This window comes from Streptomyces polygonati (assembly GCF_042650325.1).
GTDB lineage: Bacteria > Actinomycetota > Actinomycetes > Streptomycetales > Streptomycetaceae > Actinacidiphila > Actinacidiphila polygonati.
Genome location: NZ_JBHSBB010000009.1, coordinates 409878 through 434305, shown reverse-complemented (window position 1 = coordinate 434305; position 24428 = coordinate 409878). Strand labels below are relative to the sequence as shown.

General features: G+C 72.3%; 21 protein-coding genes. 16 read left to right on the top strand and 5 right to left on the bottom strand.

Features of this window, described 5'->3' with window-relative positions; genetic code table 11:
• The first annotated feature begins 70 nt into the window (after nucleotides 1–70).
• The 4 genes from dop to prcA all read left to right on the top strand — a co-directional run bounded on the left by dop (nucleotide 71) and on the right by prcA (nucleotide 3773).
• On the top strand, nucleotides 71–1582 hold the full coding sequence (gene dop / locus ACFO3J_RS12090) for a depupylase/deamidase Dop (protein ID WP_386428966.1): 1512 nt from the start codon (nucleotides 71–73) through the stop codon (nucleotides 1580–1582).
• A gap of 161 nt (nucleotides 1583–1743) precedes the next feature.
• Entirely contained in the window at nucleotides 1744–1962 is a 219-nt protein-coding gene (locus ACFO3J_RS12085; RefSeq protein ID WP_386428965.1) for a ubiquitin-like protein Pup, read from the top strand.
• Between the two features lie 105 nt (nucleotides 1963–2067).
• Nucleotides 2068–2913, top strand: a complete 846-nt coding sequence (prcB, locus tag ACFO3J_RS12080) for a proteasome subunit beta (RefSeq protein WP_386428964.1) — start codon at nucleotides 2068–2070, stop codon at nucleotides 2911–2913.
• A 110-nt stretch (nucleotides 2914–3023) separates the two neighbouring features.
• The gene (gene prcA / locus ACFO3J_RS12075; RefSeq protein ID WP_386428962.1) at nucleotides 3024–3773 is read left to right on the top strand and encodes a proteasome subunit alpha; all 750 of its coding nucleotides are present in this window, start codon (nucleotides 3024–3026) and stop codon (nucleotides 3771–3773) included.
• 93 nt (nucleotides 3774–3866) lie between these two features.
• Here prcA and ACFO3J_RS12070 read toward each other — a convergent pair whose 3' ends face one another.
• Entirely contained in the window at nucleotides 3867–4919 is a 1053-nt protein-coding gene (locus ACFO3J_RS12070) for a LacI family DNA-binding transcriptional regulator (protein WP_386428960.1), read from the bottom strand.
• A gap of 134 nt (nucleotides 4920–5053) precedes the next feature.
• Here ACFO3J_RS12070 and ACFO3J_RS12065 point away from each other — a divergent pair, with 134 nt between their 5' ends.
• From ACFO3J_RS12065 to ACFO3J_RS12010, 12 genes are all read left to right on the top strand, one after another.
• On the top strand, nucleotides 5054–6304 hold the full coding sequence (locus tag ACFO3J_RS12065) for an MFS transporter (protein WP_386428958.1): 1251 nt from the start codon (nucleotides 5054–5056) through the stop codon (nucleotides 6302–6304).
• Between the two features lie 9 nt (nucleotides 6305–6313).
• Nucleotides 6314–7675, top strand: coding sequence for a Pup--protein ligase (gene pafA, locus ACFO3J_RS12060; RefSeq protein WP_386428956.1), 1362 nt, complete (start codon nucleotides 6314–6316; stop codon nucleotides 7673–7675).
• An 84-nt stretch (nucleotides 7676–7759) separates the two neighbouring features.
• Nucleotides 7760–8776, top strand: coding sequence for an FKBP-type peptidyl-prolyl cis-trans isomerase (locus tag ACFO3J_RS12055; RefSeq protein WP_386428955.1), 1017 nt, complete (start codon nucleotides 7760–7762; stop codon nucleotides 8774–8776).
• 61 nt (nucleotides 8777–8837) lie between these two features.
• Nucleotides 8838–9209 carry an FKBP-type peptidyl-prolyl cis-trans isomerase gene (locus tag ACFO3J_RS12050; RefSeq protein WP_386428953.1) on the top strand — a complete coding sequence of 124 codons (372 nt, stop codon included), beginning with the start codon at nucleotides 8838–8840 and terminating at the stop codon, nucleotides 9207–9209.
• Between the two features lie 114 nt (nucleotides 9210–9323).
• Nucleotides 9324–10265: a helix-turn-helix transcriptional regulator gene (locus tag ACFO3J_RS12045; RefSeq protein WP_386428952.1), complete on the top strand. Its 942-nt coding sequence runs from the start codon at nucleotides 9324–9326 to the stop codon at nucleotides 10263–10265.
• A gap of 42 nt (nucleotides 10266–10307) precedes the next feature.
• A complete protein-coding gene (locus tag ACFO3J_RS12040; RefSeq protein ID WP_386428950.1) occupies nucleotides 10308–11264 on the top strand; it encodes a helix-turn-helix transcriptional regulator in 957 nt (318 codons plus the stop codon).
• Nucleotides 11265–11271: 7 nt separating this feature from the next.
• Nucleotides 11272–11529, top strand: a complete 258-nt coding sequence (locus ACFO3J_RS12035) for a hypothetical protein (protein WP_386428948.1) — start codon at nucleotides 11272–11274, stop codon at nucleotides 11527–11529.
• Between the two features lie 65 nt (nucleotides 11530–11594).
• Nucleotides 11595–11804 carry a hypothetical protein gene (locus ACFO3J_RS12030; RefSeq protein ID WP_386428946.1) on the top strand — a complete coding sequence of 70 codons (210 nt, stop codon included), beginning with the start codon at nucleotides 11595–11597 and terminating at the stop codon, nucleotides 11802–11804.
• Between the two features lie 208 nt (nucleotides 11805–12012).
• Nucleotides 12013–12297 (top strand): Sec-independent protein translocase subunit TatA, encoded by a 285-nt coding sequence (gene tatA / locus ACFO3J_RS12025; RefSeq protein WP_386428944.1) that lies wholly within the window; start codon nucleotides 12013–12015, stop codon nucleotides 12295–12297.
• 106 nt (nucleotides 12298–12403) lie between these two features.
• Nucleotides 12404–13336 (top strand): twin-arginine translocase subunit TatC, encoded by a 933-nt coding sequence (gene tatC, locus ACFO3J_RS12020; protein ID WP_386428943.1) that lies wholly within the window; start codon nucleotides 12404–12406, stop codon nucleotides 13334–13336.
• 111 nt (nucleotides 13337–13447) lie between these two features.
• Nucleotides 13448–14335: a diacylglycerol kinase gene (locus ACFO3J_RS12015; protein WP_386428942.1), complete on the top strand. Its 888-nt coding sequence runs from the start codon at nucleotides 13448–13450 to the stop codon at nucleotides 14333–14335.
• A gap of 94 nt (nucleotides 14336–14429) precedes the next feature.
• Nucleotides 14430–17252, top strand: a complete 2823-nt coding sequence (locus ACFO3J_RS12010; protein ID WP_386429215.1) for a DEAD/DEAH box helicase — start codon at nucleotides 14430–14432, stop codon at nucleotides 17250–17252.
• 53 nt (nucleotides 17253–17305) lie between these two features.
• Here ACFO3J_RS12010 and atzF read toward each other — a convergent pair whose 3' ends face one another.
• Genes atzF through ACFO3J_RS11990 form a run of 4 tightly spaced genes read right to left on the bottom strand, consistent with a single transcriptional unit; the run spans nucleotide 17306 to nucleotide 24208 of the window.
• Complete coding sequence (atzF, locus tag ACFO3J_RS12005) at nucleotides 17306–18958, bottom strand: allophanate hydrolase (protein WP_386428940.1); 1653 nt, start codon at nucleotides 18956–18958, stop codon at nucleotides 17306–17308.
• 38 nt (nucleotides 18959–18996) lie between these two features.
• The gene (uca, locus tag ACFO3J_RS12000; RefSeq protein WP_386428939.1) at nucleotides 18997–22716 is read right to left on the bottom strand and encodes an urea carboxylase; all 3720 of its coding nucleotides are present in this window, start codon (nucleotides 22714–22716) and stop codon (nucleotides 18997–18999) included.
• Nucleotides 22713–23351, bottom strand: a complete 639-nt coding sequence (locus tag ACFO3J_RS11995) for an urea amidolyase associated protein UAAP2 (protein ID WP_386428937.1) — start codon at nucleotides 23349–23351, stop codon at nucleotides 22713–22715. The genes uca and ACFO3J_RS11995 overlap by 4 nt, the downstream gene beginning before the upstream one ends.
• Nucleotides 23348–24208, bottom strand: a complete 861-nt coding sequence (locus ACFO3J_RS11990) for an urea amidolyase associated protein UAAP1 (protein ID WP_386428935.1) — start codon at nucleotides 24206–24208, stop codon at nucleotides 23348–23350. Before ACFO3J_RS11990 ends, ACFO3J_RS11995 begins: the two co-directional genes overlap by 4 nt.
• Between the last annotated feature and the right edge of the window lie 220 nt (nucleotides 24209–24428).

Below are 24428 nucleotides of genomic sequence, written 5' to 3'. Positions count from 1 at the left end.
CCGACAGCGGGTACCCGCAGCCGGTGTGTTTTCCGGCCCGCACGGGCCGGAGCCGGGCAAGGAGGGCCGCATGACCGTACGGCGAGTAATGGGCATCGAGACCGAGTACGGGATCTCCGTGCCCGGCCACCCCAACGCCAATGCCATGCTCACCTCGTCCCAGATCGTCAACGCCTACGCGGCGGCGATGCACCGGGCGCGGCGCGCCCGCTGGGACTTCGAGGAGGAGAACCCGCTGCGGGACGCCCGCGGCTTCGATCTCGCCCGGGAGGCGGCGGACTCCACCCAGCTCACCGACGAGGACATCGGCCTGGCCAATGTGATCCTCACCAACGGCGCCCGGCTCTACGTGGACCACGCCCACCCCGAGTACTCCTCGCCGGAGATCACCAACCCGCGCGACGCCGTGCTGTGGGACAAGGCCGGCGAGCGGATCATGGCCGAGGCGGCGATGCGGGCGGCGCAGATCCCCAGCGCCCAGCCGATCCACCTCTACAAGAACAACACCGACAACAAGGGCGCCTCCTACGGCACGCACGAGAACTACCTGATGCGGCGCGAGACGCCGTTCTCGGACATCGTGCGGCACCTGACCCCGTTCTTCGTGTCCCGCCAGGTCGTCACCGGCGCCGGCCGGGTCGGCATCGGCCAGGACGGCCACGAGCACGGCTTCCAGCTGAGCCAGCGGGCGGACTACTTCGAGGTCGAGGTCGGCCTGGAGACCACCCTCAAGCGGCCGATCATCAACACCCGCGACGAACCGCACTCCGACGCCGAGAAGTACCGCAGGCTGCACGTCATCATCGGCGACGCCAACCTCTCCGAGATCTCCACCTACCTCAAGCTGGGCACCACCGCGCTGGTGCTGTCCATGATCGAGGACTCCTTCATCAAGGTGGACCTCGCGGTGGACCAGCCGGTCCGCACCCTGCACCAGGTCTCCCACGACCCCACCCTCGAACGCCTCATCACGCTGCGCAACGGCCGGAAGCTCACCGCGGTCCAGCTCCAGATGGAGTACTACGAGCTGGCCCGTAAATACGTCGAGGAGCGCTACGGCGCCGACGCCGACGAGCAGACCCAGGACGTGCTCGGCCGCTGGGAGGACGTGCTCAACCGGCTGGAGAACGACCCGATGAGCCTGGCCGGCGAGCTGGACTGGGTGGCCAAGAAGGAACTGCTGGAGGGCTACCGCCGGCGCGACGACCTCGGCTGGGACGCCGCCCGGCTGCATCTGGTGGACCTGCAGTACGCCGATGTGCGGCCCGACAAGGGCCTGTACAACCGGCTGGTCTCCCGCGGCCGGATCAAGCGGATACTGGACGAGGACGACGTGCTCAGGGCCGTCGGCAAGCCCCCGGAGGACACCAGGGCCTACTTCCGCGGCCGCTGCCTGGAGCAGTACGCGGACGACGTGGCCGCCGCCTCCTGGGATTCGGTGATCTTCGACCTGCCCGGCCACGACTCCCTGCAGCGGGTGCCCACCCTGGAGCCGCTGCGGGGCACGCGCAAGCACGTCAAGGAGCTGCTCGACCGCTGCCGTACCGCCGAAGACCTGGTACGCATCCTCTCGGGCGGCTGAAACGGCCCAGAACCGGGAAACAACCCAGTGACAGTCGTACGTTGAGGTAATCGAGCGCCGATGTCGGACCTTGCTTGTAGGGTCTGATCTTGTACGGCAGTCAGTTCCACAGTGAGTACGGCAGGTAACCGAGCGCACGGACACCAAGCGGGGTGAGGGACATGGCCACGAAGGACACCGACGGCGGACAGCAGAAGGCGACGCGTTCCACGGAGGAGGTCGAGGAGGTCCAGGAGGACACCCAAGCGGCCGAGGACCTCAAGGAACGCCAGGAGAAACTCTCGGACGACGTGGACTCCGTCCTCGACGAGATCGACGACGTGCTCGAGGAGAACGCCGAGGACTTCGTCCGATCGTTCGTCCAGAAGGGTGGCGAGTAGCCGCTCGCCCCTCCCTCCGCCCCGCGATCCCGACCGCGGGGCGGATGGATTTCCGGGCCGCGGGTAGGGTCCGTACCGACTTCATGATCGTGTGGAAGGAAACGTGTGGAAGCCAACCATCGAAGCACCGGGCGACTGCCGGCCGCCTTCCTGACGCCGGGCTCGTCGTCGTTCCTCGACTTCCTGGGCGACCACTCGCCCGAGCTGCTGCCGGGAGGCCGGCCGCTGCCGCCGATGAAGGGGGCGATCGAGTTGCCGCACGGCACCACGATCGTGGCCGCCACCTTCGAGGGGGGCGTGATCCTCGCCGGTGACCGCCGGGCCACGATGGGGAACATCATCGCCCAGCGCGACATCGAGAAGGTCTTCCCGGCCGACGAGTTCTCCGCGGTCGGCATCGCCGGCACCGCGGGCCTCGCGGTGGAGATGGTCAAGCTCTTCCAGCTGGAGCTGGAGCACTACGAGAAGATCGAAGGGGCGACGCTCTCCCTGGAGGGCAAGGCCAATCGCCTGTCCACCATGATCCGCGGCAATCTCGGCATGGCCCTGCAGGGCCTGGCCGTGGTGCCGCTGTTCGCCGGTTACGACACCGAGCGTGACAAGGGCCGCATCTTCTCGTACGACGTGACCGGCGGCCGCAGCGAGGAGCACGGCTTCGCCGCCACCGGTTCCGGATCGGTCTTCGCCCGCGGCGCGCTGAAGAAGCTGTACCGCCGCGACCTCACCGAGGAGCAGCTGTCCACCGCGGTGATCCAGGCGCTCTACGACGCGGCGGACGACGACTCGGCCACCGGCGGCCCCGATATGACCCGGCGGATCTTCCCGATCATCACGGTCATCACCGAGGCCGGCTTCCGGCGGCTGAGCGAGTCCGAGGTCGCCGAGATCGCCCGGGTGGTGGTCGAAGGACGCCTGGAGCGCCCCGACGGACCCCAGGCGCAGGTGCTGTGACGGCCGGTCAGCCGAGCGGCGGGCCCCCGCCGCACACCCCGCCAGCCCCCACAGCCCTGCGGGCGTCGGGGTGCTCCCAAGCGCCGACAGCAGAAAGGCACGGTTAGCCGGTGTCCACGCCCTTTTATGTTTCGCCACAGCAGGCCATGGCGGACCGCGCCGAGTACGCCCGCAAGGGGATCGCGCGCGGCCGCAGCGTCGTGGTGCTGCAGTACACCGACGGCATCGTCTTCGTCGCCGAGAACCCGTCCCGCGCCCTGCACAAGGTCAGCGAGATCTACGACCGGATCGCCTTCGCGGCGGTCGGCAAGTACAACGAGTTCGAGAATCTGCGCATCGGCGGCGTCCGGTACGCCGACCTGCGCGGCTACACCTATGACCGCGAGGACGTGACCGCCCGCGGCCTGGCCAATGTCTACGCCCAGACGCTGGGCACCATCTTCTCCAGCGTCGGCGAGAAGCCGTACGAGGTGGAGCTGATCGTCGCGGAGGTAGGCTCGGCCCCCGAGGACGACCAGATCTACCGGCTGCCGCACGACGGCTCGATCGTGGACGAGCACGGCGCGGTGGCGGTCGGCGGCAACTCCGACCAGATCGGCACCTTCCTCGACCAGCGGCACCGGGACGGCATGACCCTCGCCGAGGCGCTCGCGCTGGCGGTGGAGTCCCTCAGCCGTGACACCAACGGCGGCGACCGCCAGCTCACCGCCGAGCAGCTGGAGGTGGCGGTCCTCGACCGCACCCGCCCCCAGCAGCGCAAGTTCAAGCGCATCCTGGGCCGCCAGCTCTCCCGCCTGCTCGACACGGAGAGCGCGGCGACGGCCCAGACGGACGACCCCTCGGACGACGTCGAGGAGTAGAGCCCCGGGCGGCCCTGCCCCGATCCCGCTCACGGCGTTACGGTGCCCCGGCGACTGCCGGGGCACCGCCGTGCTCCGGGGGTTCCCGCGGTATCACCCGGTGCCCGCCGGCCGGGGCGCGGCAGCAGAGGGCGCGCCCGTGGAGGCACGGGTGACGAGGGTGACCGGGAGTTCGCCGCCGGGGGCGGGGGCGCCGTCGAGGAGGGCCAGCAGGGCGGTCATACCGGCCGCGCCGACCGCCTCGGCGGGGAGGCGGACCGTGGTGAGTTCGGGGTCGATCGCGGTGGCCAGCGCCAGATCGTCGAAGCCGGCCACCGACAGGTCGCCGGGGACGTCCAGGCCCAGGCCCCGGGCGGCCTTGCAGGCGCCCGCGGCCAGTACGTCCGAGTCGCAGATCAGCGCGGTGGGCCGCGGGCCCGGACGGGTCAGGGCCCGCAGTGCGGCGGCGCGGCCCGGCGCCACGTCCAGCGCCGACCGCTCGGTGTGCAGCAGGACCGCCTCCGGCACCCGGCTCAGCTCGGCCGCGACGGCCTGCGCCCGTACTTGGAAGGTCCAGGCGTCCACGTCGCTCGCCAGATGGACGAACCGCCGGTGGCCCAGCGACAGCAGATGGCGGGTCACCTGCCGGATGCCGTCCCGGACGGCCAGGTTCACCGTCGGGGCGCCGCCGGGCGCCGCCGGATCGCTGTCCAGCATCACCAGCGGCAGCCCGCCCTCGGCGCCGCCCCGGGCGATCCCGGCGAGCGCGTCGGCCGCCATCGAGGAGGCGATCACCCCGTCGATCGCGGCCGCCGCCGAGCCGAACGGGTCCCGGGCCGGCCCGACGCCCTCCGGGGACGGGTAGAGCACCAGCCCGAAGCCGTGCTCGGCGGCGACCCGCTCGGCCCCGGTGTAGACCCGGGCGAAGTACTCATGGGTGAGGGCCGGCACCACCAGCAGCGCGGTCCTGGTCCGGCCGAGCCGCAGATTGCGGGCGGCCAGATTCGGCCGGTAGCCCAGCGCGCCCGCCGCCTCCCGGACGGCGTCCGCGGTCCGCTCCGAGACCCGCCCCCGCCACTTGCCGCCCAGCACCAGCGACACGGTGGCCTGCGACACACCGGCCTCCCGCGCCACGTCCCGTGAGGTCGGCCGCGCGTTCCCGGTCACCGGCTCCCGTCCCTTTCCCGCCTCGTCGCAGTCCGGTCGGACCCCCCACCGAACCCTCACGGGGTGGACCCATGAGCTGCCGACATGGTACGTATGACGATCTGACGTTATACGTAACACGGAAGCGGGGGAACATGACGGCGACCGGCTACGGCGACCTGCTCAGGACACGGCACGCCGCCCGACTGCTGGGCGGGACCCTGCTGGGCCGGCTGCCCAACGCCATGTCGGCGCTGGCCATCGTGCTCTTCCTCCGCTCCCAGGGCGCCGGCTACGGACTGGCCGGGACCCTGTCCGCGGTCTTCGGCCTGGCCCTGGCGATCGGGCAGCCACTGCTCGGACGGGCGGTGGACCGGCGCGGCCAGCCCCGGGTGATGACGGCCGCGGCACTGCTGTCGGCCGCCGGGTACGGACTGCTCACCGTGGTCGGCCCGAAACCGCTGCCGCTGGCGGTCGCGGCCGTCGTCCTGGCCGGCCTGGCCACCCCGCCGCTGGAGGGCGGCCTGCGGGCGCTGTGGCCCGAGGTGCTGCGCCACGAGGGGCAGGTGCAGAAGGCGTACGCGCTGGACGCCGCCGCCCAGGAAGTGCTCTACGCCATCGGCCCGCTGCTGGTGACCCTGGCGGTCGCCGCCGCCGACGAGGCCGCCGCCGTGGTGGTCACCGGACTGCTCGGGGTGGCCGGCACCCTGGTCGTGGTCACCTCGGGGCCCTCCCGGCGCTGGCGGGCACCGGCCCGCGAGGCGCACTGGCTGGGCGCCCTGCGCTCCCGGGGCCTGGCCGTCCTGCTCGGCTGCTGCCTGTTCATCGGCATCGCGCTCGGCGGCTTCTCGCTGGCCGCCGTGGCCTACGGTGACGCGCACGGCGGCGACTCGGTCACCGCGTACGTGCTGGCGGCCAACGGCGCGGGCGCGCTGGCCGGCGGGCTCGGCTACGGCGCCCGCGCCTGGGCGGGAGTCCCGGAACGACGGCTGCGGCTGCTGGCGCTGGGCCTGGCCGCGTGCTACCCGCCGCTGCTGCTGGTGCCCGGGCCCGGCTGGATGCTGCCGCTGGCGGCCCTGTCCGGTTTCTTCCTCGCACCCACGCTGGCCTGCGCCTTCCTCGTAGTGGACCGACACGCCCCGGCGGGCACGGTGACCGAGGCATTCTCCTGGGTGGTGACCGCCATGGGGGTGGGCGCGGCCCTGGGGACCGCGCTGGCCGGCCTGGTCGCCCAACACGGCGGAACCGGGGCCGGATTCGCGGTCAGCGCGGTGAGCGGCCTGGTCGCGCTGCTCGTACTGCTGCTCACCAGCCGAATCCTGACGGTTCCAAACCTCGGAACTCGGACGGAAAAAGATCGAAACGGTGGCGTCGAACCTCGTTTCAGCACCACGCATCAGGCGTAATGTTCAGACATGGACCGCCGCATTTTCGGGCTGGAGAACGAGTACGGCGTCACATGCACGTTCAGGGGACAGCGGCGTCTGTCCCCTGACGAGGTGGCGCGCTACCTCTTCCGCCGTGTCGTGTCATGGGGCCGAAGCAGCAATGTTTTCCTCCGCAACGGGGCCCGCCTCTACCTCGACGTCGGTTCGCACCCGGAGTACGCCACTCCCGAGTGCGACAACGTCACCGAACTCGTCACCCACGACAAGGCCGGTGAGCGCATCCTCGAAGGCCTTCTGGTGGACGCCGAACGGCGACTCCACGAAGAGGGCATCGCCGGCGATGTGTACCTGTTCAAGAACAACACCGACTCGGCCGGCAACTCCTACGGATGCCACGAGAATTACCTCGTCGCCCGGCACGGGGAATTCTCCCGGCTGGCGGACATCCTGATTCCGTTCCTCGTCACCCGGCAGCTGCTCTGCGGGGCCGGCAAGGTGCTGCAGACCCCCCGGGGCGCGGTGTTCTGCGTCAGTCAGCGCGCCGAGCACATCTGGGAGGGAGTCAGCTCCGCCACCACCCGATCCCGCCCCATCATCAACACCCGCGACGAACCGCACGCCGACGCCGAGCGCTACCGGCGGCTGCACGTCATCGTGGGCGACTCCAACATGTCCGAGACCACCATGCTGCTCAAGGTCGGCGCCACCGACCTGGTGCTGCGGATGATCGAAGCGGGCACCGTCATGCGTGACCTCACCCTGGAGAACCCGATCAGGGCCATCCGCGAGGTCAGCCACGACATCACCGGCCGCCGCAAGGTGCGGCTGGCCTCCGGCCGCGAGGCCTCCGCCCTGGACATCCAGCAGGAGTACTACTCCAAGGCGGTGGAGTTCTGCGAGCGCCGCGGCATCCGCAGCGGCGTGATCGAGCAGGTGCTGGAGCTGTGGGGCCGCACCCTGGAGGCCATCGGCAGCGGTGACCTCGGCAAGATCGGCACCGAGATCGACTGGGTCATGAAGTACCAGCTGATCGAGCGCTACCGGAACCGCGACAACATCACCATGTCCCACCCCCGGGTCGCTCAGATAGACCTCGCCTACCACGACATCCACCGTCGCCGAGGGCTCTATTACCTGCTGGAGCGCAAGGGGCAGGCCAAGCGGATCTGCAACGACCTGAAGATCTTCGAGGCCAAGTCGGTGCCCCCGCAGACCACCAGGGCCCGGCTGCGCGGCGACTTCATCCGCCGTGCCCAGGAGCAGCGCCGGGACTTCACCGTCGACTGGGTCCACCTCAAGCTCAACGACCAGGCGCAGCGCACGGTGCTGTGCAAGGACCCGTTCCGGTCGGTCGACGACCGGGTGGAGAAGCTGATCGCCGGGATGTGACGGGAGAGGCGCAGCACGTAGGGTGTGGGGCGGCGGAATCCGAGACCGCCGGCCCCACCCCCGACGAACCGAACGAGGAACCCCGTGCGCCGACGCTCCGTACTGCTCGCCGTGCCCGCGCTCATGCTCACCGCCGCAGGGTGCGGTGGATCGGACGGAAAGAGCGATTCGGCCTCCTCACCATCGGGGACTCCCTCGGACACCGTCTCGCCCACCACCACGCCGTCCGCGGCCGGCACCCCCACCGCGAAGATCGTCGGCGGACCGGTCCCCGACATCACCGCGGGCACCGCCTTCAACCACAAGCCGACCGTCGCCAAGGGCGCCGGAACCCCCTCGAAGGACCTCGCCGTCAAGACGGTGATCACCGGCGACGGCCCGGTCATCGCCTCCGGTGACTTCGTTCAGGTGAATTACGTCGGCCAGGTGTGGGACACCGCCAAGGTCTTCGACACCTCCTTCAGCCGCGGCCCCTACACCAACATCATCGGCCAGGGAAAGGTCATCCCGGGCTGGGACCAGGGCCTGGTCGGCCAGAAGGTGAAGAGCCGGGTGGAGCTGGCCATCCCGCCGGCCCTTGGCTACGGCAGCTCGGGCAATGCCCAGGCCGGCATCAAGGGCACCGACACCCTGGTCTTCGTGGTGGACGTCATCGACCGGTTCAACGGCAAGAGCTCCTCCACCGGCACCAAGGTCGCCCAGACCGACGCGAGCCTGCCGAAGATCGGCACCAACACCGACGGCGCGGCCCCCTCCATCACGGTCCCCAAGGGCAAGGCCCCCACCAAGCTGGTCTCCGAGTACATCCTCGAAGGCGACGGCCCGGTGGTGAAGGCGACCGACAACCTGCTGCTGCAGTACAAGGGCGTGCTGTGGGACACCGGCAAGCAGTTCGACGCCTCCTACACCAACGGGCAGCTGGCCGCCTTCCCGCTCGCCCAGCTCATCAAGGGCTGGCAGCAGGGGCTGGCCGGGAAGAAGGTCGGCAGCCGCGTGATGCTGGTCACGCCGCCCGATCTGGCCTACGGCAGCACCGCGAACCAAGGCATCCCGGCCAACTCCACGCTGGTCTTCAGCCTCGACATCCTGGCCCTTCTGTGAGGTCTGCAAGACTGTCCCGGTTGCCCGCAGCAGCACCCGGAAGAGCACAAGGAGCATCGAAGTGAGCATCGAGAAGCCCGAGATCGACTTCCCGGGCGGCGAGCCGCCGGCCGACCTGGAGGTCAAGGACATCTGGGAGGGCGACGGTCCCGTCGCCACCGCCGGGGACACCGTCTCCGTCCACTACGTGGGCGTGGCCTTCTCCTCCGGCGAGGAGTTCGACGCCAGCTGGAACCGCGGCACCCCGCTGCGCTTCCAGCTCGGTGTCGGCCAGGTCATCCCCGGCTGGGACCAGGGCGTGCAGGGCATGAAGGTCGGCGGGCGCCGCCAGCTGACCATCCCCGCGCACCTCGCCTACGGCGACAGCGGCGCCGGCGGCGCCATCAAGCCCGGCGAGACGCTGATCTTCGTCTGCGACCTCGTCTCGGTCTGAACCCCGGCTGAGCGACACCGAGGGCCCCGCCGACGGCGGGGCCCTCGGCTTGGGCCCCGCGCCGCGATAGCGGTAGGTTCACCGGTCGAGGGCAGTGCGAAAGAAGGGTGCGCGATGGCGATTGCCAAGGCGGAGCGGCTGATGAACCTCGCGCTGTGCCTGATGAACACCCGGCGCCCGGTCAGCAAGCGTGAGCTCGCCGAATCCATCGAGGCCTACCACGAGGTCACCTCGGACGACTCCTTCAACCGGATGTTCGAACGGGACAAGGACGACCTGCGGGAACTCGGCCTGGTCATCGACACGGTGGAGAGCATCGACGGCGAGTTCGGCTATCTCGCCCGCAGCGACCGCAACCGGCTGCCCGACATCGCGCTCGACCCCGAGGAGGCCGCCGCCCTCGGCCTGGCCGCCAAGGTCTGGCAGCAGGCCCGGCTCGCGGAGGCCGCCAGCGGCGCCCTGCAGAAGCTGCGTGCCGCCGGAGTGCCGTACGAGGCCACCAGCAGTGTGCTCGAACCCCGTATCCCCGCCCCCGAACCGGCCTTCGAGGCACTGATGCTGGCCACCCGCGAACGGCGGGCGGTCGCCTTCGACTACCGCAAGGCCAACGCCGTCCGGCCCGAACCCCGGGTGATCGAGCCCTGGGCCCTGGAGTGCTGGCGCGGCCACTGGTACGTCGCCGGTCATGACCGCGACCGCGGCGCCGTCCGGGTCTTCCGGCTGTCCCGGATCAGCGGCAAGGTCCGCGGCCGGGGCGCCTTCACCGCCGAGGTCCCCGACCATGTGGACGTCCGCGAGGCCGTCGCCCGCTGGGCCGGCGAGGGCGCCACCGCGGCCACCGCCCGCATCCGGCTGCGCCGCGACAGCGGCTATCCGCTGCGCTCCCGCGCGGTCACCACCACCCCCGTCGACGCCGGATGGGACGAGCTGGAGATCCCGTACGGCCACGGCCTGGACGCCTGGCTGGCCGAGTTCGGCCCGGACGTGGTCGTGCTGGCCCCGGAGGAACTGCGCGGCGAGGTCCTGGAGCGGCTGCGCGCGGTGGCGAAGGGCTGACGTGCCTTCTCAGACATCCGGACACGAACCAGGGGGCCGTGCATGAGCAACGCGATCGACCAGACCCGCCGGATGCTGTCCCTGGTGACGTATCTGCGGGAACGGCCCGGGGCCCGGGTCAGCGAGGTGGCCCAGGCCTTCGGGGTGACCGAGGCGGAGCTGATCGGGGACCTCAACGTGCTGCCGCTGTGCGGGACCAGCTTCCGCGGCGGCGACCTGCTCGACATCGACACCGACGGCGAACGCATCTGGTGGCACAACCCCGGCACCGCCGACGACGTGGCCCAGCCGCTGCGGCTGGCCGCCGACGAGGCCACCGCGCTGCTGGTCGCCGCCCGCGCGGTGGCCAACCTGCCGGGGCTGCGGGACCGTGACCGGCAGGCACTGCTGCGGGCCGGCGCCAAGCTGGAGACCGCGGCCGGCGAGGTGGCCGACTCCAGCGCCCAGCTGTCGGTGACCTTCGAGTCCGAGGGCAGCGTCTTCGCCACCGTGGACCGGGCCATCACCGAGCGCCGGCTGCTGTGGATGCGCTACTACTCGCCGGCCCGCGACACCCTGACCGAACGCCGGGTGGACCCGATCCGGCTGTTCACCGTCGGCCACACCTACTTCGAGGGCTGGTGCCGCCTCTCGGAGGACCACCGCACCTTCCGGCTGGACCGGGTGGCCGAGATCGAACTGCTCGACGAGCCGTCCGACCCGCCGCGGCTGGAGCCGAGGGACCTGTCGCAGGGCCTGGTGCAGCCGGCCGGCGACGACCCGGAGGTGGTGATCGAGGTCGGGCCCGGCGGGCGCTGGGTCGCCGAATACTATCCGCACGACAACGCCGAGGAACTGCCCGACGGCGGCCTGCGGATCACGCTGCGCACGCCCGACCCCGGTTCGCTGCGGCGGCTCGCGCTGCGGCTGGGCCGCGACGGCCGGATCGTGTCACCGGCCGCACTGGCCGGCGAAGCGCGCGACGCGGCCGTACAGGCCCTGGCCGCCTACGCGGAGTGAGAGACCTATGACGATCACCGCGGCCTTCCCGCCGCAGCCCGCGCCCGGGCCCACACTGTTCCGGGCCGGCTGCCCGCACTGCCGGGAGAGCTTCGAACTCGACGCCGGCGCGCTGCGGCTGGCCATCGGCGGCTCGGCCCGCACCACCTTCTACTCCTTCGACTGCCCCGAGTGCGGCGAGGCGGTCCGCAAACCGGCTGGCGAGCGGATCGTCGAACTCCTCACGGCCGGCGGGGTCCGTACGATGCGGCTGCACGCCCACTGACCGGCCCGCCGGCCCGTCCCCGCCCGGTCGGTCGCCCTGCCCGCCGACCGGTAGGCTCGCGGGCCATGTGGCTGCTTTTTCTGTACGTCGGCCTGTCGACCGCGGGGCTCCTGGTGCTGGGGGTGCTGGCGGTGCGGGTCTTCCTCGCCGTCGGGGAACTGGCCCGTCAGGTGGCCATCGGCACCGAGGCGCTGACCCGCGCGGGCGAGCGGCTGAGCCGGGCCGCGGCGCCGATGGCCGAACGAGCTGGTGAGATCTCCCGCCGCCGGGCCTGACACGCGGGCGCGAGGGGAGGGTAGTCTGGCCGGGCGGCCCGACTACGGAGCGCGGCGGGGGCCGCAATCAGGTGGATTCCGGAGCATTGCCCGGTGTTCACCGGTGCACGCTACGATCACAGCCTGCGTGGCCATCGGACACCGGTCCGGTGCCGGGCAGCCGAAGACGCAAGGACCACGCCGCCCCAGGTGAGAAGGTAGACCCTTTATGCTCGGCAATCTCAAGCCCCTGGAGATCGTCCTCATCCTTCTCGTCATCGTCGTTCTCTTCGGTGCGAAGAAGCTCCCGGACATCGCCCGGTCGCTCGGCAAGTCGGCCCGCATCCTCAAGAGCGAGGCCAAGGCGATGAAGCACGACGGCGGCACCCCCGCCCCCGCGGAGCAGCCCGCGCCGGAGCAGGTCGCGGCCCGCACGATCAAGGCCGCGCCCGGCGACACCGCCAGCGCCCGCCCGGTCGCCGAGCCGGCCGACCGCACCTCCACGCAGGCCTGACCCCCTACCGAGAGCCGGAGCGGCCGCCACCCGAGAGGGCCGGCCCCCGGTGAAGGACGAAGCCGGCGCGTTTCGCTGACGGCCGCCGTACGAGACGAGGACGTGGGTGCTCAAGACTGCCCGCAAGCAGGAGAGGGACCCCGAAGGGCGGATGCCCCTCGCGGACCACCTGCGTGAGCTGCGCAACCGGCTGATGAAATCGGTCCTGGCCATCATCGTCGTGACGGTGGTGGCGGCGTTCTTCTACAAGGACATCATCCAGCTGCTCCAGCACCGGATCCCGGGCAATGTCCTGTGTGTCAACGGCGCCGGCCACCAGGCCGGCGACCCCGGCGCGTCCTGCGCGCAGATGACGGTCAGCGGTCTGCTGGGCGGTTTCTCCATCGCGCTCAAGGTGTCGCTGATGGCCGGTGTGGTGGGCTCCTCACCGGTCTGGCTCTACCAGCTGTGGGGCTTCCTCGCCCCCGGTCTGCACCGCAACGAGAAGCGCTACACCATGGGCTTCGTCGGCGCCGGGGTGCCGCTGTTCCTGGCCGGCGCCTGGCTGGCGTACGAGATCCTGCCGCAGACCGCCAGGATCATGATCGGCTTCGTGCCGGACGACACCACCAACCTGCTGCCGCTGGACGACTTCCTGGACCTGGTCGTCCGCATGATCGTCGTCTTCGGTCTCGCCTTCGAGCTGCCCCTGGTGCTGATACTGCTGAACTTCACCGGGATCGTCACCGGCCGCCGCATGCTCGGCTGGTGGCGCGGCATGGTGATCGGCATCACCGTCTTCGCCGCGGTCGCCACGCCCACCGGTGACCCGCTGACGATGTGCCTGCTGGCCGCGCCGATCGTCTTCCTGTACTTCCTGGCGATGGCTGTCTGCTTCTTCAACGACTCCCGCAAGCTGCGCCGCCGCGCCGCCGACCCCGACTTCGGGCTCGACCCCGACGAGGCGTCCCCGTTGAGCCACATCCCCGAGCAGATCTCCACCCAGCCCTTCGACGAGGCCGAGCGCCACGGCGACGACGGGTTCGACGACGCGACCTGAGCGGACCCCGCGCGTGACCGGCCCGGCCCCGGTGTCCTGATCCGAGGGCCCCGGGCGCCCCGATACGCGCGGACCTCACCCGATCGGGCGAATTCGGGGTAGGGTCCGCGCGTGCCCAGCGAGATCACCCTCTTCGTCAACCCCGGCGCCGGTCGCGGCCGGGGCGCTCGCGCCGCCGGACCGGCCGCCGGCGCGCTGCGGGAGGCCGGCTACCAGGTCCGCACGGTGGTCGGCACGGACGCGGCCGACGCGCTGGCCGGGGCCCGCCGGGCGGTCGACGCCGGCACCGGGGCGCTGATAGCGGTCGGCGGTGACGGCCAGGTCTCCCTCGCGCTGCAGGCGGTGGCCGGCACCGGCACCCCGCTCGGGGTGGTCGCGGCGGGCACCGGGAACGACTTCGCCCGGGTCGCCGGCCTGCCGCTGCGCGAGCCCGCCGCGGCCGGCCGCACGGCGGCCCTGGCCCTGCGGGAGGGGCGCGGCCGGGAACTCGACCTCGGCAGGATCGGCGACCGCTGGTTCGGCACCGTGCTGGCCTCCGGATTCGACTCGCGCGTCAACGATCGCGCGAACCGGGTGAAGTGGCCCACCGGCCGCCTGCGCTACGACCTGTCCCTGCTCGCCGAACTGGGCGCGCTGCGCCCGATCCGCTACCGGGTACGGCTCGACGACGCGCCCGAACGGGAGATCGAGGCCACCCTGATAGCGGTGGGCAACGGCTCCTCCTACGGCGGCGGCATGCGGATCTGCGCCGGCGCGGCGATGGACGACGGCCTGTTCGACGTCTGCGTGGTGGGCCCCTGCAGCCGTACGACGCTGCTGCGGGTCTTCCCCCGGGTCTACCGGGGCACCCACCTGGGCCACCCGGTGGTGACCGTGCACCGCGCGGCCCGGGTCCGGCTGGCCGCCGACGGGATCACCGGCTACGCCGACGGCGAGAGCGTCGGACCGCTGCCGCTGGTCGCCCAGACGGTGCCCAGGGCCGTACGGCTGCTGGTCTGAGCCGGACCCGGCCCCGCGCCGCCCCCCGGGCGGAGCTTCCGGGCCGATAAGATCACGCGCTCTGTCGGTGGTGGCAGGTAGGCTCGTGGACGAGATGACCGAAGAGATGTCCCCAGCCGAGCGCTTCGCCGCCAGCCGGCACCGCGCCGCCGAGAACGCGACCGCACTCGCCCAGTTCCGGGAGCTGTACGAGTTCGGTCTCGACCCGTTCCAGATAGACGCGTGCAAGGCCCTGGAGGCCGGCAGCGGCGTCCTGGTCGCCGCGCCCACCGGATCGGGCAAGACCATCGTCGGCGAGTTCGCCGTCCACCTCGCCCTCGCCGAGGGCCGCAAATGCTTCTACACCACGCCCATCAAGGCGCTGTCCAACCAGAAGTACAACGACCTCGCCAAGCGCTACGGCGCCGACAAGGTCGGCCTGCTCACCGGTGACAACAGTGTGAACGGCGACGCCCCGGTGATCGTCATGACCACCGAAGTGCTGCGCAACATGCTGTACGCGAACTCCGCCGTCCTGGACGGCCTCGGCTATGTGGTGATGGACGAGGTGCACTACCTCTCCGACCGCTTCCGGGGCGCGGTCTGGGAAGAGGTGATCATCCACCTGCCGCCCTCGGTCACCCTGGTCTCGCTCTCCGCGACCGTCTCCAACGCGGAGGAGTTCGGCGACTGGCTCGACACGGTGCGCGGCGACACCCGGGTGATCGTCTCCGAGCACCGCCCGGTGCCGCTGTGGCAGCACGTGATGGCCGGCCGCCGGATGCACGACCTGTTCGAGGAGCGGGCCGGCGCCACCGACAGCCGCGGCCGGCGCGAGGTCAACGCCGATCTGCTGCGGCTGGCCCGCGAGGAGAATCAGCGCAGCTTCCACCCGCGGGCCAAGCGCGGCCGGGAGGCCGACCGGGAGCGCGAGCGGCGGGCCCGCAGCCGGATGTGGACCCCCAGCCGGGCCGAGGTCATCGACCGCCTCGACTCCGAGGGGCTGCTGCCCGCGATCACCTTCATCTTCAGCCGGGCCGGCTGCGAGGCCGCCGTCCAGCAGTGCCTGGTTTCCGGCCTGCGGCTGAACAGCGACGAGAACCGGCTCAGGGTCCGCTCGATCGTCGAGGAGCGCACCCGCGCGATCCCCGACGAGGACCTGCACGTCCTCGGCTACTTCGAATGGCTGGAGGGCCTGGAGCGCGGCATCGCCGCCCACCACGCCGGCATGCTGCCGACCTTCAAGGAAGTGGTCGAGGAGCTCTTCGTCCAGGGCCTGGTCAAGGCGGTCTTCGCCACCGAGACGCTGGCGCTGGGCATCAACATGCCGGCCCGTTCCGTGGTGCTGGAAAAGCTCGTCAAGTGGAACGGCGAGACCCACGCCGACATCACTCCCGGCGAGTACACCCAGCTCACCGGCCGGGCCGGGCGGCGCGGCATCGACGTCGAGGGCCACGCGGTGGTGCTCTGGCAGCGCGGCTTCGACCCGGGCGCCGTCGCGGGCCTGGCCGGTACCCGTACGTATCCGCTGCGGTCGTCCTTCAAGCCGTCGTACAACATGGCGGTCAACCTCGTCGGCCAGTTCGGGCGGCACAAGTCCAGGGAACTGCTGGAGACCTCCTTCGCGCAGTTCCAGGCGGACCGCTCGGTCGTCGGCATCTCCAAGCAGGTGCAGCGCAACGAGGAGGGGCTCGACGGCTACAAGGGCTCGATGACCTGCCACCTCGGCGACTTCGACGAGTACATGCGGCTGCGCCGGGAGCTGAAGGAGCGCGAGGCCGCGCTGTCCAGGGAGGGCGCGGTACTGCGCCGGGCGGCGGCCTCGGAGGCGCTGGAGAAGCTCAAGGCGGGCGACATCATCCAGGTGCCCGCCGGAAAGTACGCCGGGCTCGCCCTGGTACTGGAGCCCGGCATCCCCGCCGGCCGCTCGACCGGCAACCGCTACGGCGAGGAGTTCCACGACGGCCCCCGGCCGCTCGTGCTCACCGCCGAACGGCAGGTCAAGCGGCTGGCGCAGATAGACTTCCCGGTGCCCGTCGAGCCGCTGGACCGGATGCGCATCCCCAAGACCTTCAACGCGCGCAGCCCCCAGTCCCGGCGCGATCTGGCCTCCGCGATGCGCAGCAAGGCCGGTACGGCCGGCTGGGCGACGCCCTCCCGGCACCGCAAGCAGCGCTCGGCGGCCGCCGACGACAACGAGATCTCCCGGCTGCGCACCGCGATCCGCGCCCACCCCTGCCACGGCTGCGACGAGCGCGAGGACCACGCCCGCTGGGCCGAGCGCTACCACCGGCTGCACCGCGACACCCAGCAGCTGGAACGCCGTATCGAGGGCCGGACCAACACCATCGCCCGCACCTTCGACCGGGTGTGCTCGGTACTGACCGAACTCGACTACCTGGAGGGCGACAAGGTCACCCCGGAGGGCCGGCGGCTGGCCCGGCTCTACGGCGAACTCGACCTGCTCGCCAGCGAATGCCTGCGCCACGGGGTGTGGGACGGTCTCGGCCCGGCCGAACTGGCCGCCTGCGCCTCGGCGCTGGTCTACGAGGCCCGCAACTCCGACGACGCGGTGGCGCCCAAACTGCCGACCGGCCACGCCAAGGAGGCGCTCGCCGAGATGGTCCGCATCTGGGGCCGGCTCGACGCCCTGGAGGAGGACCACCACATCAGCCAGACCGAGGGCGTCGGCCAGCGCGAACCCGACCTCGGCTTCGCCTGGCCCGCCTATCGGTGGGCGTCCGGCCACAGCCTGGACTCGGTGCTCTCCGACGCCGAGATGCCGGCCGGCGACTTCGTGCGGTGGTGCAAGCAACTGATCGACGTACTCGGCCAGATCGGCAACGCGGCGCCGGAGCAGAGCCCGGTGCGGCGCAACTCCCGCCGGGCGGTGGACGGTCTGCTGCGGGGCGTGGTGGCGTACTCCTCGGTGGGCTGAGGCGGGGCGGCGGCTGTCCCGCTCGCCGCCGCGGCAGCGGTCGGGGCGGCAGGTTACGCGTGGGCTTCGAGGCGGCTGACGGCTTCGAGGTACGCGCGCCAGCCGCCGTACGCGGTGATGTCCTCGGCGCCCTCCAGGGCCTGTGGCTCGCACAGGAAGCCCGTTACATGGGCGCCGTCGGCGAGTTCGACGCTGCCGAGGGCCATCGGCCGGGGGAGGGCGGCGGTGAAGCGCCCCAGCGCGGCGGCGGAGAGCTCCCACACCTCGGCCTCGATCGCGGCGCCGCCGTCCGCGACCCGGACCAGGCCCGGTTTGGCGGGCGCGGTGTCCAGGGCGAAGAGACGGTAGGCGGCAGCCGTCGTGGTGGCCTCGGCCAACCGGGCCCCCAGAGCGCGCAGTTGGTGATTCAGCGGCTGCCCGCTCAGATGCGCGCCCACCACGGCCACCCGCAGCGGTGGTTCGAGCAGGGCGGCGACCTCGGCGACCCGGTCGTCACTGTGCGCCGGGCCGAGCAGCGTCACCCCGAAGGGGCGGCCCGCCACCTCGCCGGACGGTACCGCGACCGCGCAGAGGTCCAGCAGATTGGCGAAGTTGGTGAATCTGCCGAGCCGGGTGTTGGTCCCCACCGGGTCGGCGGCCACCTCGGCGAGGGTGGGATGGCCGGGCGCGGTGGGCAGCAACAGCGCGTCCGCGTCGCCGAGTTCGGCCGCAGCCTCGGTACTCAGCTCGGCCAGCCGCGCTTGGTCGGCGAACAGGCGGTGCGCGGGCAGCTCGCGGGCCGCGGTGATGATACGGGCCACGGTCGGATCGAGATCGGCGGCCCCGGCGTGCTCGTCGATGAAGGCGCCCACGGCGGTGTAGCGCTCGGCGACGAACGCCCCCTCGTAGAGCAGCCGGGCGGCCCGCGTGAAGGGGGTCAGATCGATCGTACGGACCTCGGCCCCGGCCGCGGTGAGCCGGGCGACCGCCCCGTCGTAGGCCTGCGCCCAGCCCGGGTCCAGCTCGCCGAGGTCCGCCGGGCGCGCGACGGCCACCCGCCACGGCCCGGGGCGTCGCGGCGGCGTCACCGGGCCCGCCAGCAGGGCCAGCGCCCGGCGCGCCTCGGGCAGCGTGCGGGCGAAGACGCTGACGCAGTCCAGGCTCGCGCAGGCCGGGACGACGCCCTCGGTCGGGATCAGGCCGCGGGTCGGTTTCAGCCCGACGATGCCGTTGAAGGCGGCCGGGACGCGTCCGGACCCGGCCGTGTCCGTCCCCAGCGCGAGGTCGGCGATCCCCAGTGCCACGGCGACCGCCGAACCCGAGCTGGACCCTCCGCTGATCCGCTCCGGGTCCAGGGCGCCCCGCACCGCGCCGTAGGGGCTTCTGGTGCCGACCAGCCCGGTCGCGAACTGGTCCAGGTTGGTGGTGCCCAGCACGACCGCGCCCGCGGCGCGCAGCGCGGCCACAGCGGGGGCGTCCCGCTCCGGCCGGTAGGCGTAGGAGGGGCACCCGGCGGTGGTCGGCAGTCCGGCGACGTCGATGTTCCCCTTCACCGCCAGCGTCAGGCCGGCCAGCGGCAGCGGCTCACCGCGCCCGGCCCGGGCGTCCACCTCCTCGGCCTCCGCCGCCACCTCTGCCTGCGGGCGCAGGGTGATCCACACCTCGGGCCGGTCCACCCGGGCGATCCGTTCGTACGCTGCCCGGACCCGGGCCACTGCGGTGTCCATGCTGGCGGTTCCCTCGTGTCGACGGTGGTCGGTCGTGATCAGTACACCTGGAGCGGTGCCAGGGTCAGCAGCGCGGTGCCGGGAAGGACCTGGGTGCCGGGGGCGACCAGGATGTCCACCACCCGGCCGGGGGCGGGGGAGAGGACGGGGGACTCCATCTTCATCGCTTCGAGGATGAGGAGTTGCTGCCCGGCGGTGACGATGTCGCCCGGGCGGACGGCGAGTTGCCAGACGCTGGCGGCGAGGTCGGATTCGACCGCCCGGCCGCCCGCCGGGACGGCCACGGCGGTGGCGGAGGGCGGGGGAGGGACCGGAGCGTCCGGGCGGTCGAACTCGCCGGCCGCCTGCCAGGCGTCGCGTTCGGCGCCGAAGGCGGCGGCCTGGCGGGCGTGGAAGGCGCCGATGGAGTCGGCGTTGGCGGCGAGGAAGCGCCGGTGGTCGGCGAGGGCGAACTGCCCGTCCTCGATCCGCAGGTCCAGGCGCCCGGCGGCCATGTCGGCGCGCAGGTCGAGGAGTTCGTCGGCCTCCACGGGATACCACTTGATGCGGTCGAAGAAGCGCAGCAGCCAGGGCCGCGGCGAGCGATGGGTGGACCAGACCTGGACGGTGCGGCCGACGAACTGATACCCGCCGGGTCCTTCCATGCCGTACACGCACAGATAAGCGCCGCCGATGCCGACGGAGTTCTCGGCGGTCCAGGTGCGGGCCGGGTTGTACTTGGTGGTCACCAGCCGGTGGCGCGGGTCGAGCGGGGTGGCGACCGGTGCGCCCAAGTAGACGTCACCCAGGCCGAGGACGAGGTATTCGGCGTCGAAGACCGTGCGGTAGACGTCGTCGACGGAGTCCAGACCGTTGACCCGGCGGATGAACTCGATGTTCCAGGGGCACCAGGGGGCGTCGTCGCGCACCCCGGCCATGTAGCGGGCGATGGCCTCACGGGTGGCCGGGTCGTCCCAGGACAGCGGGAGATGCACGGTCCGGCTGGGCACCACCAGCTCGTCGGTGGGCGGGAGTTGCTCCTCCGCCTCGCGCACCAGGTCGAGCAGCTTCCCGGTGGGGAGCGCCGCCGGATCGACGTGGATCTGCAACGACCGTATGCCGGGCGTGAGATCGACCACGCCGGGCAGCCGCCTGGCGGCCAGGTGCTCCGCGAGCGCGTGCACCCGCATCCGCAGCGCGAGATCGAGCCGCATCGGTCCGTACTCGACCAGCAGATTGTCGTCGCCGCTGCGGCGGTAGGTCACCGCCGGGCGTGTCGGGGTCTCCTCGGCGCGCCCGAGGACACCGCCGTCGGCGATGACCGGGCGGGAGGCGACGGGCGCGGTGGCGGGCGAGCCGCGCAGCGCGGTCGCCGCGTCCTCGCTGACCGGCACGAAGCGTACGGTGTCGCCCGGCCGGAGCTGTCCCAGCTTCCAGCGCTGGCCGGTGACGACCGTGGCCGGGCAGACGAAACCGCCGAGCGAGGGGCCGTCCGGACCGAGCAGCACCGGCATGTCGCCGGTGTAGTCCACCGCGCCGACCGCGTACGGCGTGTCGTGGATGTTGGAGGGGTGCAGGCCCGCCTCGCCGCCGTCGCTCCGGGCCCAGCGCGGTCGCGGGCCGACCAGCCGGACACCGGTGCGGGCCGAGTTGAAGTGGACGCTCCAGGCGGCGGCGTAGAACTCCCTGATGTCGTCCTCGGTGAAGAACTCCGGTGCGGCGTGCGGTCCTTCGACGGCGCCGATCAGCCATTCGGTGCCGAAGGAGGGGCGTCGCCGGGGCGGGACGGGGCTCCCTCCGGCGGTCGTGCCGCCGGTCGCCGTGCCGCCGGTCGCCGTGCCGCTGATCGCCGCGCCGTTGATCGCCGTGCCGCCGTGCAGGACGTCGCCGGCCCGGAGCGTACGGCCGCCGTGCCCGCCGAACCGGCCCAGCGTGAAGGTGGCGGCGCTGCCCAGGAATCGGGGTACGTCGAGCCCGCCGGCGATCAGGACATACGTCCGCAGCCCGGCCGCCTCCGGTGCGGCGACATCGAGTTCGGCGCCGGCCGGCAGCGTCACCGGCTCCCACTGCGGCACCGCGCGGCCGTCCACGGTGACCATCGCCGGGGCGCCGGTGACGCACACCGTGGTCGGGTGGCTGAAGCGCAGCACCGGGCCCTGCAAGGTGCATTCGAGGCCGGGAGCGCCCTCGTCGTTGCCCAGCGCCTCGTTGCCGAGCCGGAAGGACAGGTCGTCCATCGGACCGCACGGCGGTACGCCGACGTGCCACAGGCCGGTGCGGCCGGGCCAGTCCTGGACGGTGGTGAGGGTGCCGGCCCGGAGCACCTCGATACGGCGGGAGGCGTCGCGGACGCCGTCGAGGGTCCCGGTGTGATGGGTGGCGGCGCGCAGCGCGGGATCGGCGACGGCCGCCCGCAGCAGGCCGAGGTTGGTCTCGATGCCGTCGATCCTGGTCGCGGCCAGGGCGTCGGCGAGCCCGGCCAGCGCCTCGGCGCGGTCGGCGCCGTGCGCGATCACCTTGGCGAGCATCGGGTCGTAGGACGTGGTGACCTCCGTACCGGTCTCCACCCAGGTGTCGACCCGCACACCGGCCGGGAAGGCGACCCGGGTGAGCCGTCCGGCGCTCGGCCGGTGGCCGCGGGCGGGATCTTCGGCGTAGATCCGGGCTTCCACGGCGTGTCCGACCCGCCTTGTCGACAAGGAGACCGGCGTGTCCCAGCTGTCGAGGTGGCTCCGGTCGCCCTGCGCCAGCCGCAGCATCCACTCCACCAGATCGACCCCGTGGGTCTCCTCGGTGACCGGATGCTCCACCTGGAGCCGGGTGTTGACCTCCAGGAAGTACGCTTCCCCGCGCGCCGCGTCGTACACGAACTCCACCGTGCCGGCCGAGCGGTAGTCGACCGAGGCGCACAACGCCGCCGCGCTGGCGGCGAGTCGCTCCCGTACCGCGTCGGGCAGACCGGGTGCCGGAGCCTCTTCGAGCACTTTCTGATGGCGGCGCTGGAGCGAGCAGTCGCGGTCCCCGAGGGTGAGCACCCGGCCGAGGCCGTCGCCGAAGACCTGGACCTCGATGTGGCGGGCGCGTTCCACCAGCCGTTCCAGGAACACTCCGGCCGAGGAGAAACTCGCCGCCGCCACCCGCTGCACCGACCCCCAGGCGTCGGCGAGTTCGGCGGGGGAACGGCAGGCGCGCATACCGATGCCGCCGCCACCACCGGTGGCCTTGAGCATCACCGGATAGCCCAGTCCGGCTGCCGCGGCCAGGGCCGCGTCGAGGTCCGGCAGCAGGCCGGTGCCGGGCAGCAGCGGCACCCCGGCCGCCTCGGCGGCGGCGCGGGCGGTGTGCTTGGCCCCGAACAGGTCCAGGTGCCGGGGGGCGGGGCCGACGAAGGCCAGACCGTCGGCCTCGCAGCGGCGGGCGAAGTCGGCGTTCTCGGACAGGAATCCGTAGCCCGGATGCACCGCGCCGGCGCCGGTTTCCCGGGCGGCGGCGAGCACTGCGTCCACATCGAGGTAGCTGGACCTGGCCGGCGCGGGCCCGAGCCGTATCGCGGTGTCGGCCAGGCGGACGTGCGGGGCGGCCCGGTCCGGGTCGGAGAAGACGGCGACGGTCCGCAGCCCGAGGCGGCGGGCGGTACGGATGATCCGGACCGCGATCTCGCCGCGGTTGGCGATCAGCAGCGTGTCGAAGGGGCGGGCTTCGCCGGGCGGGGTGGGGGGCTCGGTGTTCCGGGCAGGGCCGCCGGTGGGCGGCGGTGGCTGCGGAGTCGCCCCGCTCATGCCCGCGCCGCCGCTGCCAGGGCGGCTGCCGCCTCGTCCGGCGGCGTCACCGTCATGCCGACCGGCGTCGGGTCGAAACCGTTGCAGGGGTTGTTGATCTGGGGGCAGTTGGAGACCAGCACCAGCACATCGGTGTCCGCGCGCAGCACCACTTCCCGGCCCGGCGCCGAGATGCCGTCCACGATGCCCAGGGTGCCGTCGTCCTCGACCGGCACATTCATGTACCAGTTGACGTTGCTCACCAGATCGCGCTTGCCGAGACCGTAACGAGCCCCTTCGGCAAGGAAGTTGTCCACACAGGCGTGCTGGGACCAGGTGTGGTGGCCGTAGCGCAGCGTGTTGGACTCCTTGGAGCAGGCGCCGCCGATCGTGTCGTGCCGGCCGACACCGTCGGCGACCACCGTCATCAACGGCGTGTACTCGTTGGAGAGCAGCACCGAGCCGGCGGTGAGGAAGATGTTGCCCTGGGCCTGGATGGTGTCGGGCGCGCTGTAGCGGACCGCGGTGTCATGGGCGTCGTAGCAGAGGAAGTCCACCGCCTGGTTGCCGCGCAGGTCGGTGATGGTGAGCAGGCCGCCGGCCGGGATCACCGCGGACCACGGGGCGCGCGCCTCGACGGTCGTCGTACTGCTCACGCGATCCCCCTGGCGGTCAGGTGCTCGGCGGTGTTGAGGAAGGCGCGGCGGCCTTCCGGGGTGGTGTCCCACAGCGGATCACCGGGGCCGGTCGCGGCGCCGGCCCGGGCCCGCACCTCCAACGGGCCGCAGGTGTAGGCCGGTCGGGGGTCGAGCGGATGCGGCACGTTCGCCAGCAGTACGGTCAGCGGCTGCTCGGCGCGCAGCGTCACCGCGGTGCCGGGGCCGGCCGAGCCGATGAACTCCACGGCGCCGTCGGGTTCGACGCTCACCCCCTGGAAGAGCGACAGTGACGGCGGCAGGTCACGGGGCGCCAACCCGTGCTTGGCGGCGGCCAGTTTGAACAGCTCGCGGCCCGCCGGGGAGCTGCCCTGCGGCGAACCGTCGCCGTAGCGGGCCCGGTTGCGTACCGCCGTGGACGTCCCGCACAGCAGGTCGTGCCGGCCGCTGGTGTCCGCGATGAGGGAGGCCAGCACCCGGCCCTGGTCGGACAGCAGGAGATGGCCGGCGCCGAGGTAGGCGTTCCACTGGACCTTCGCGGTGTCGGCGGTGTTCAGCCGCTCCCAGGGGCGGCCGTCCACGAAGAGCAGCAGATGGGCGCAGGCGTTGCCGGTCGGGTCGGTCAGGCGCAGTTCGGTGCCGCGGGCCAGCGCCTTGTGGGTGTAGCCGCCGCCGGCGACCGTCTCGGCCCACAGCATGCCGTCCGGGGCGGGCACGATCGGCATGGCGTCGGCGCGGGCGCCTTCCTGGGCGCGGGCGTGGTCCCGGGCGCCGAACGCGGTCCCGGTCGTCCCGGGCGCTTTCGCCGCTCGTCCGGCCCGCGTTGTGCGCGCTGTCCCGCTGGTCCTGGTCGCCACGGTGCGGCACCTCCCTTTCCGTCTCCGCGGATGAGTTTCTGTCGCTCGACAGAAATTAGGCGGCGGGCGCTTCCGGGCGATTGCCCGAGCGTTGCGACGGAGTTACCGGGTGCTCACGGGGCGGCTGGGACGGAGCTCCGCCGGGCGTGTGCGACGATCGGCCGGTGAGCGTGAGCGGGAATGTGAACGGTAAGAGGGTCGGCCGGCCACGGGCCCAGCA

Bases quoted from the DNA above. Each gene is read 5' to 3' on its own strand.
- pafA (WP_386428956.1), top strand. From the start codon at position 6,314: ATGGACCGCCGCATTTTCGGGCTGGAGAACGAGTACGGCGTCACATGC.
- ACFO3J_RS12040 (WP_386428950.1), top strand. From the start codon at position 10,308: ATGAGCAACGCGATCGACCAGACCCGCCGGATGCTGTCCCTGGTGACG.
- ACFO3J_RS12065 (WP_386428958.1), top strand. From the start codon at position 5,054: ATGACGGCGACCGGCTACGGCGACCTGCTCAGGACACGGCACGCCGCC.
- tatA (WP_386428944.1), top strand. From the start codon at position 12,013: ATGCTCGGCAATCTCAAGCCCCTGGAGATCGTCCTCATCCTTCTCGTC.
- ACFO3J_RS12035 (WP_386428948.1), top strand. From the start codon at position 11,272: ATGACGATCACCGCGGCCTTCCCGCCGCAGCCCGCGCCCGGGCCCACA.
- ACFO3J_RS12030 (WP_386428946.1), top strand. From the start codon at position 11,595: ATGTGGCTGCTTTTTCTGTACGTCGGCCTGTCGACCGCGGGGCTCCTG.
- ACFO3J_RS12085 (WP_386428965.1), top strand. From the start codon at position 1,744: ATGGCCACGAAGGACACCGACGGCGGACAGCAGAAGGCGACGCGTTCC.
- atzF (WP_386428940.1), bottom strand. From the start codon at position 18,958: ATGGACACCGCAGTGGCCCGGGTCCGGGCAGCGTACGAACGGATCGCC.
- ACFO3J_RS12045 (WP_386428952.1), top strand. From the start codon at position 9,324: ATGGCGATTGCCAAGGCGGAGCGGCTGATGAACCTCGCGCTGTGCCTG.
- uca (WP_386428939.1), bottom strand. From the start codon at position 22,716: ATGAGCGGGGCGACTCCGCAGCCACCGCCGCCCACCGGCGGCCCTGCC.
- ACFO3J_RS12010 (WP_386429215.1), top strand. From the start codon at position 14,430: ATGACCGAAGAGATGTCCCCAGCCGAGCGCTTCGCCGCCAGCCGGCAC.
- dop (WP_386428966.1), top strand. From the start codon at position 71: ATGACCGTACGGCGAGTAATGGGCATCGAGACCGAGTACGGGATCTCC.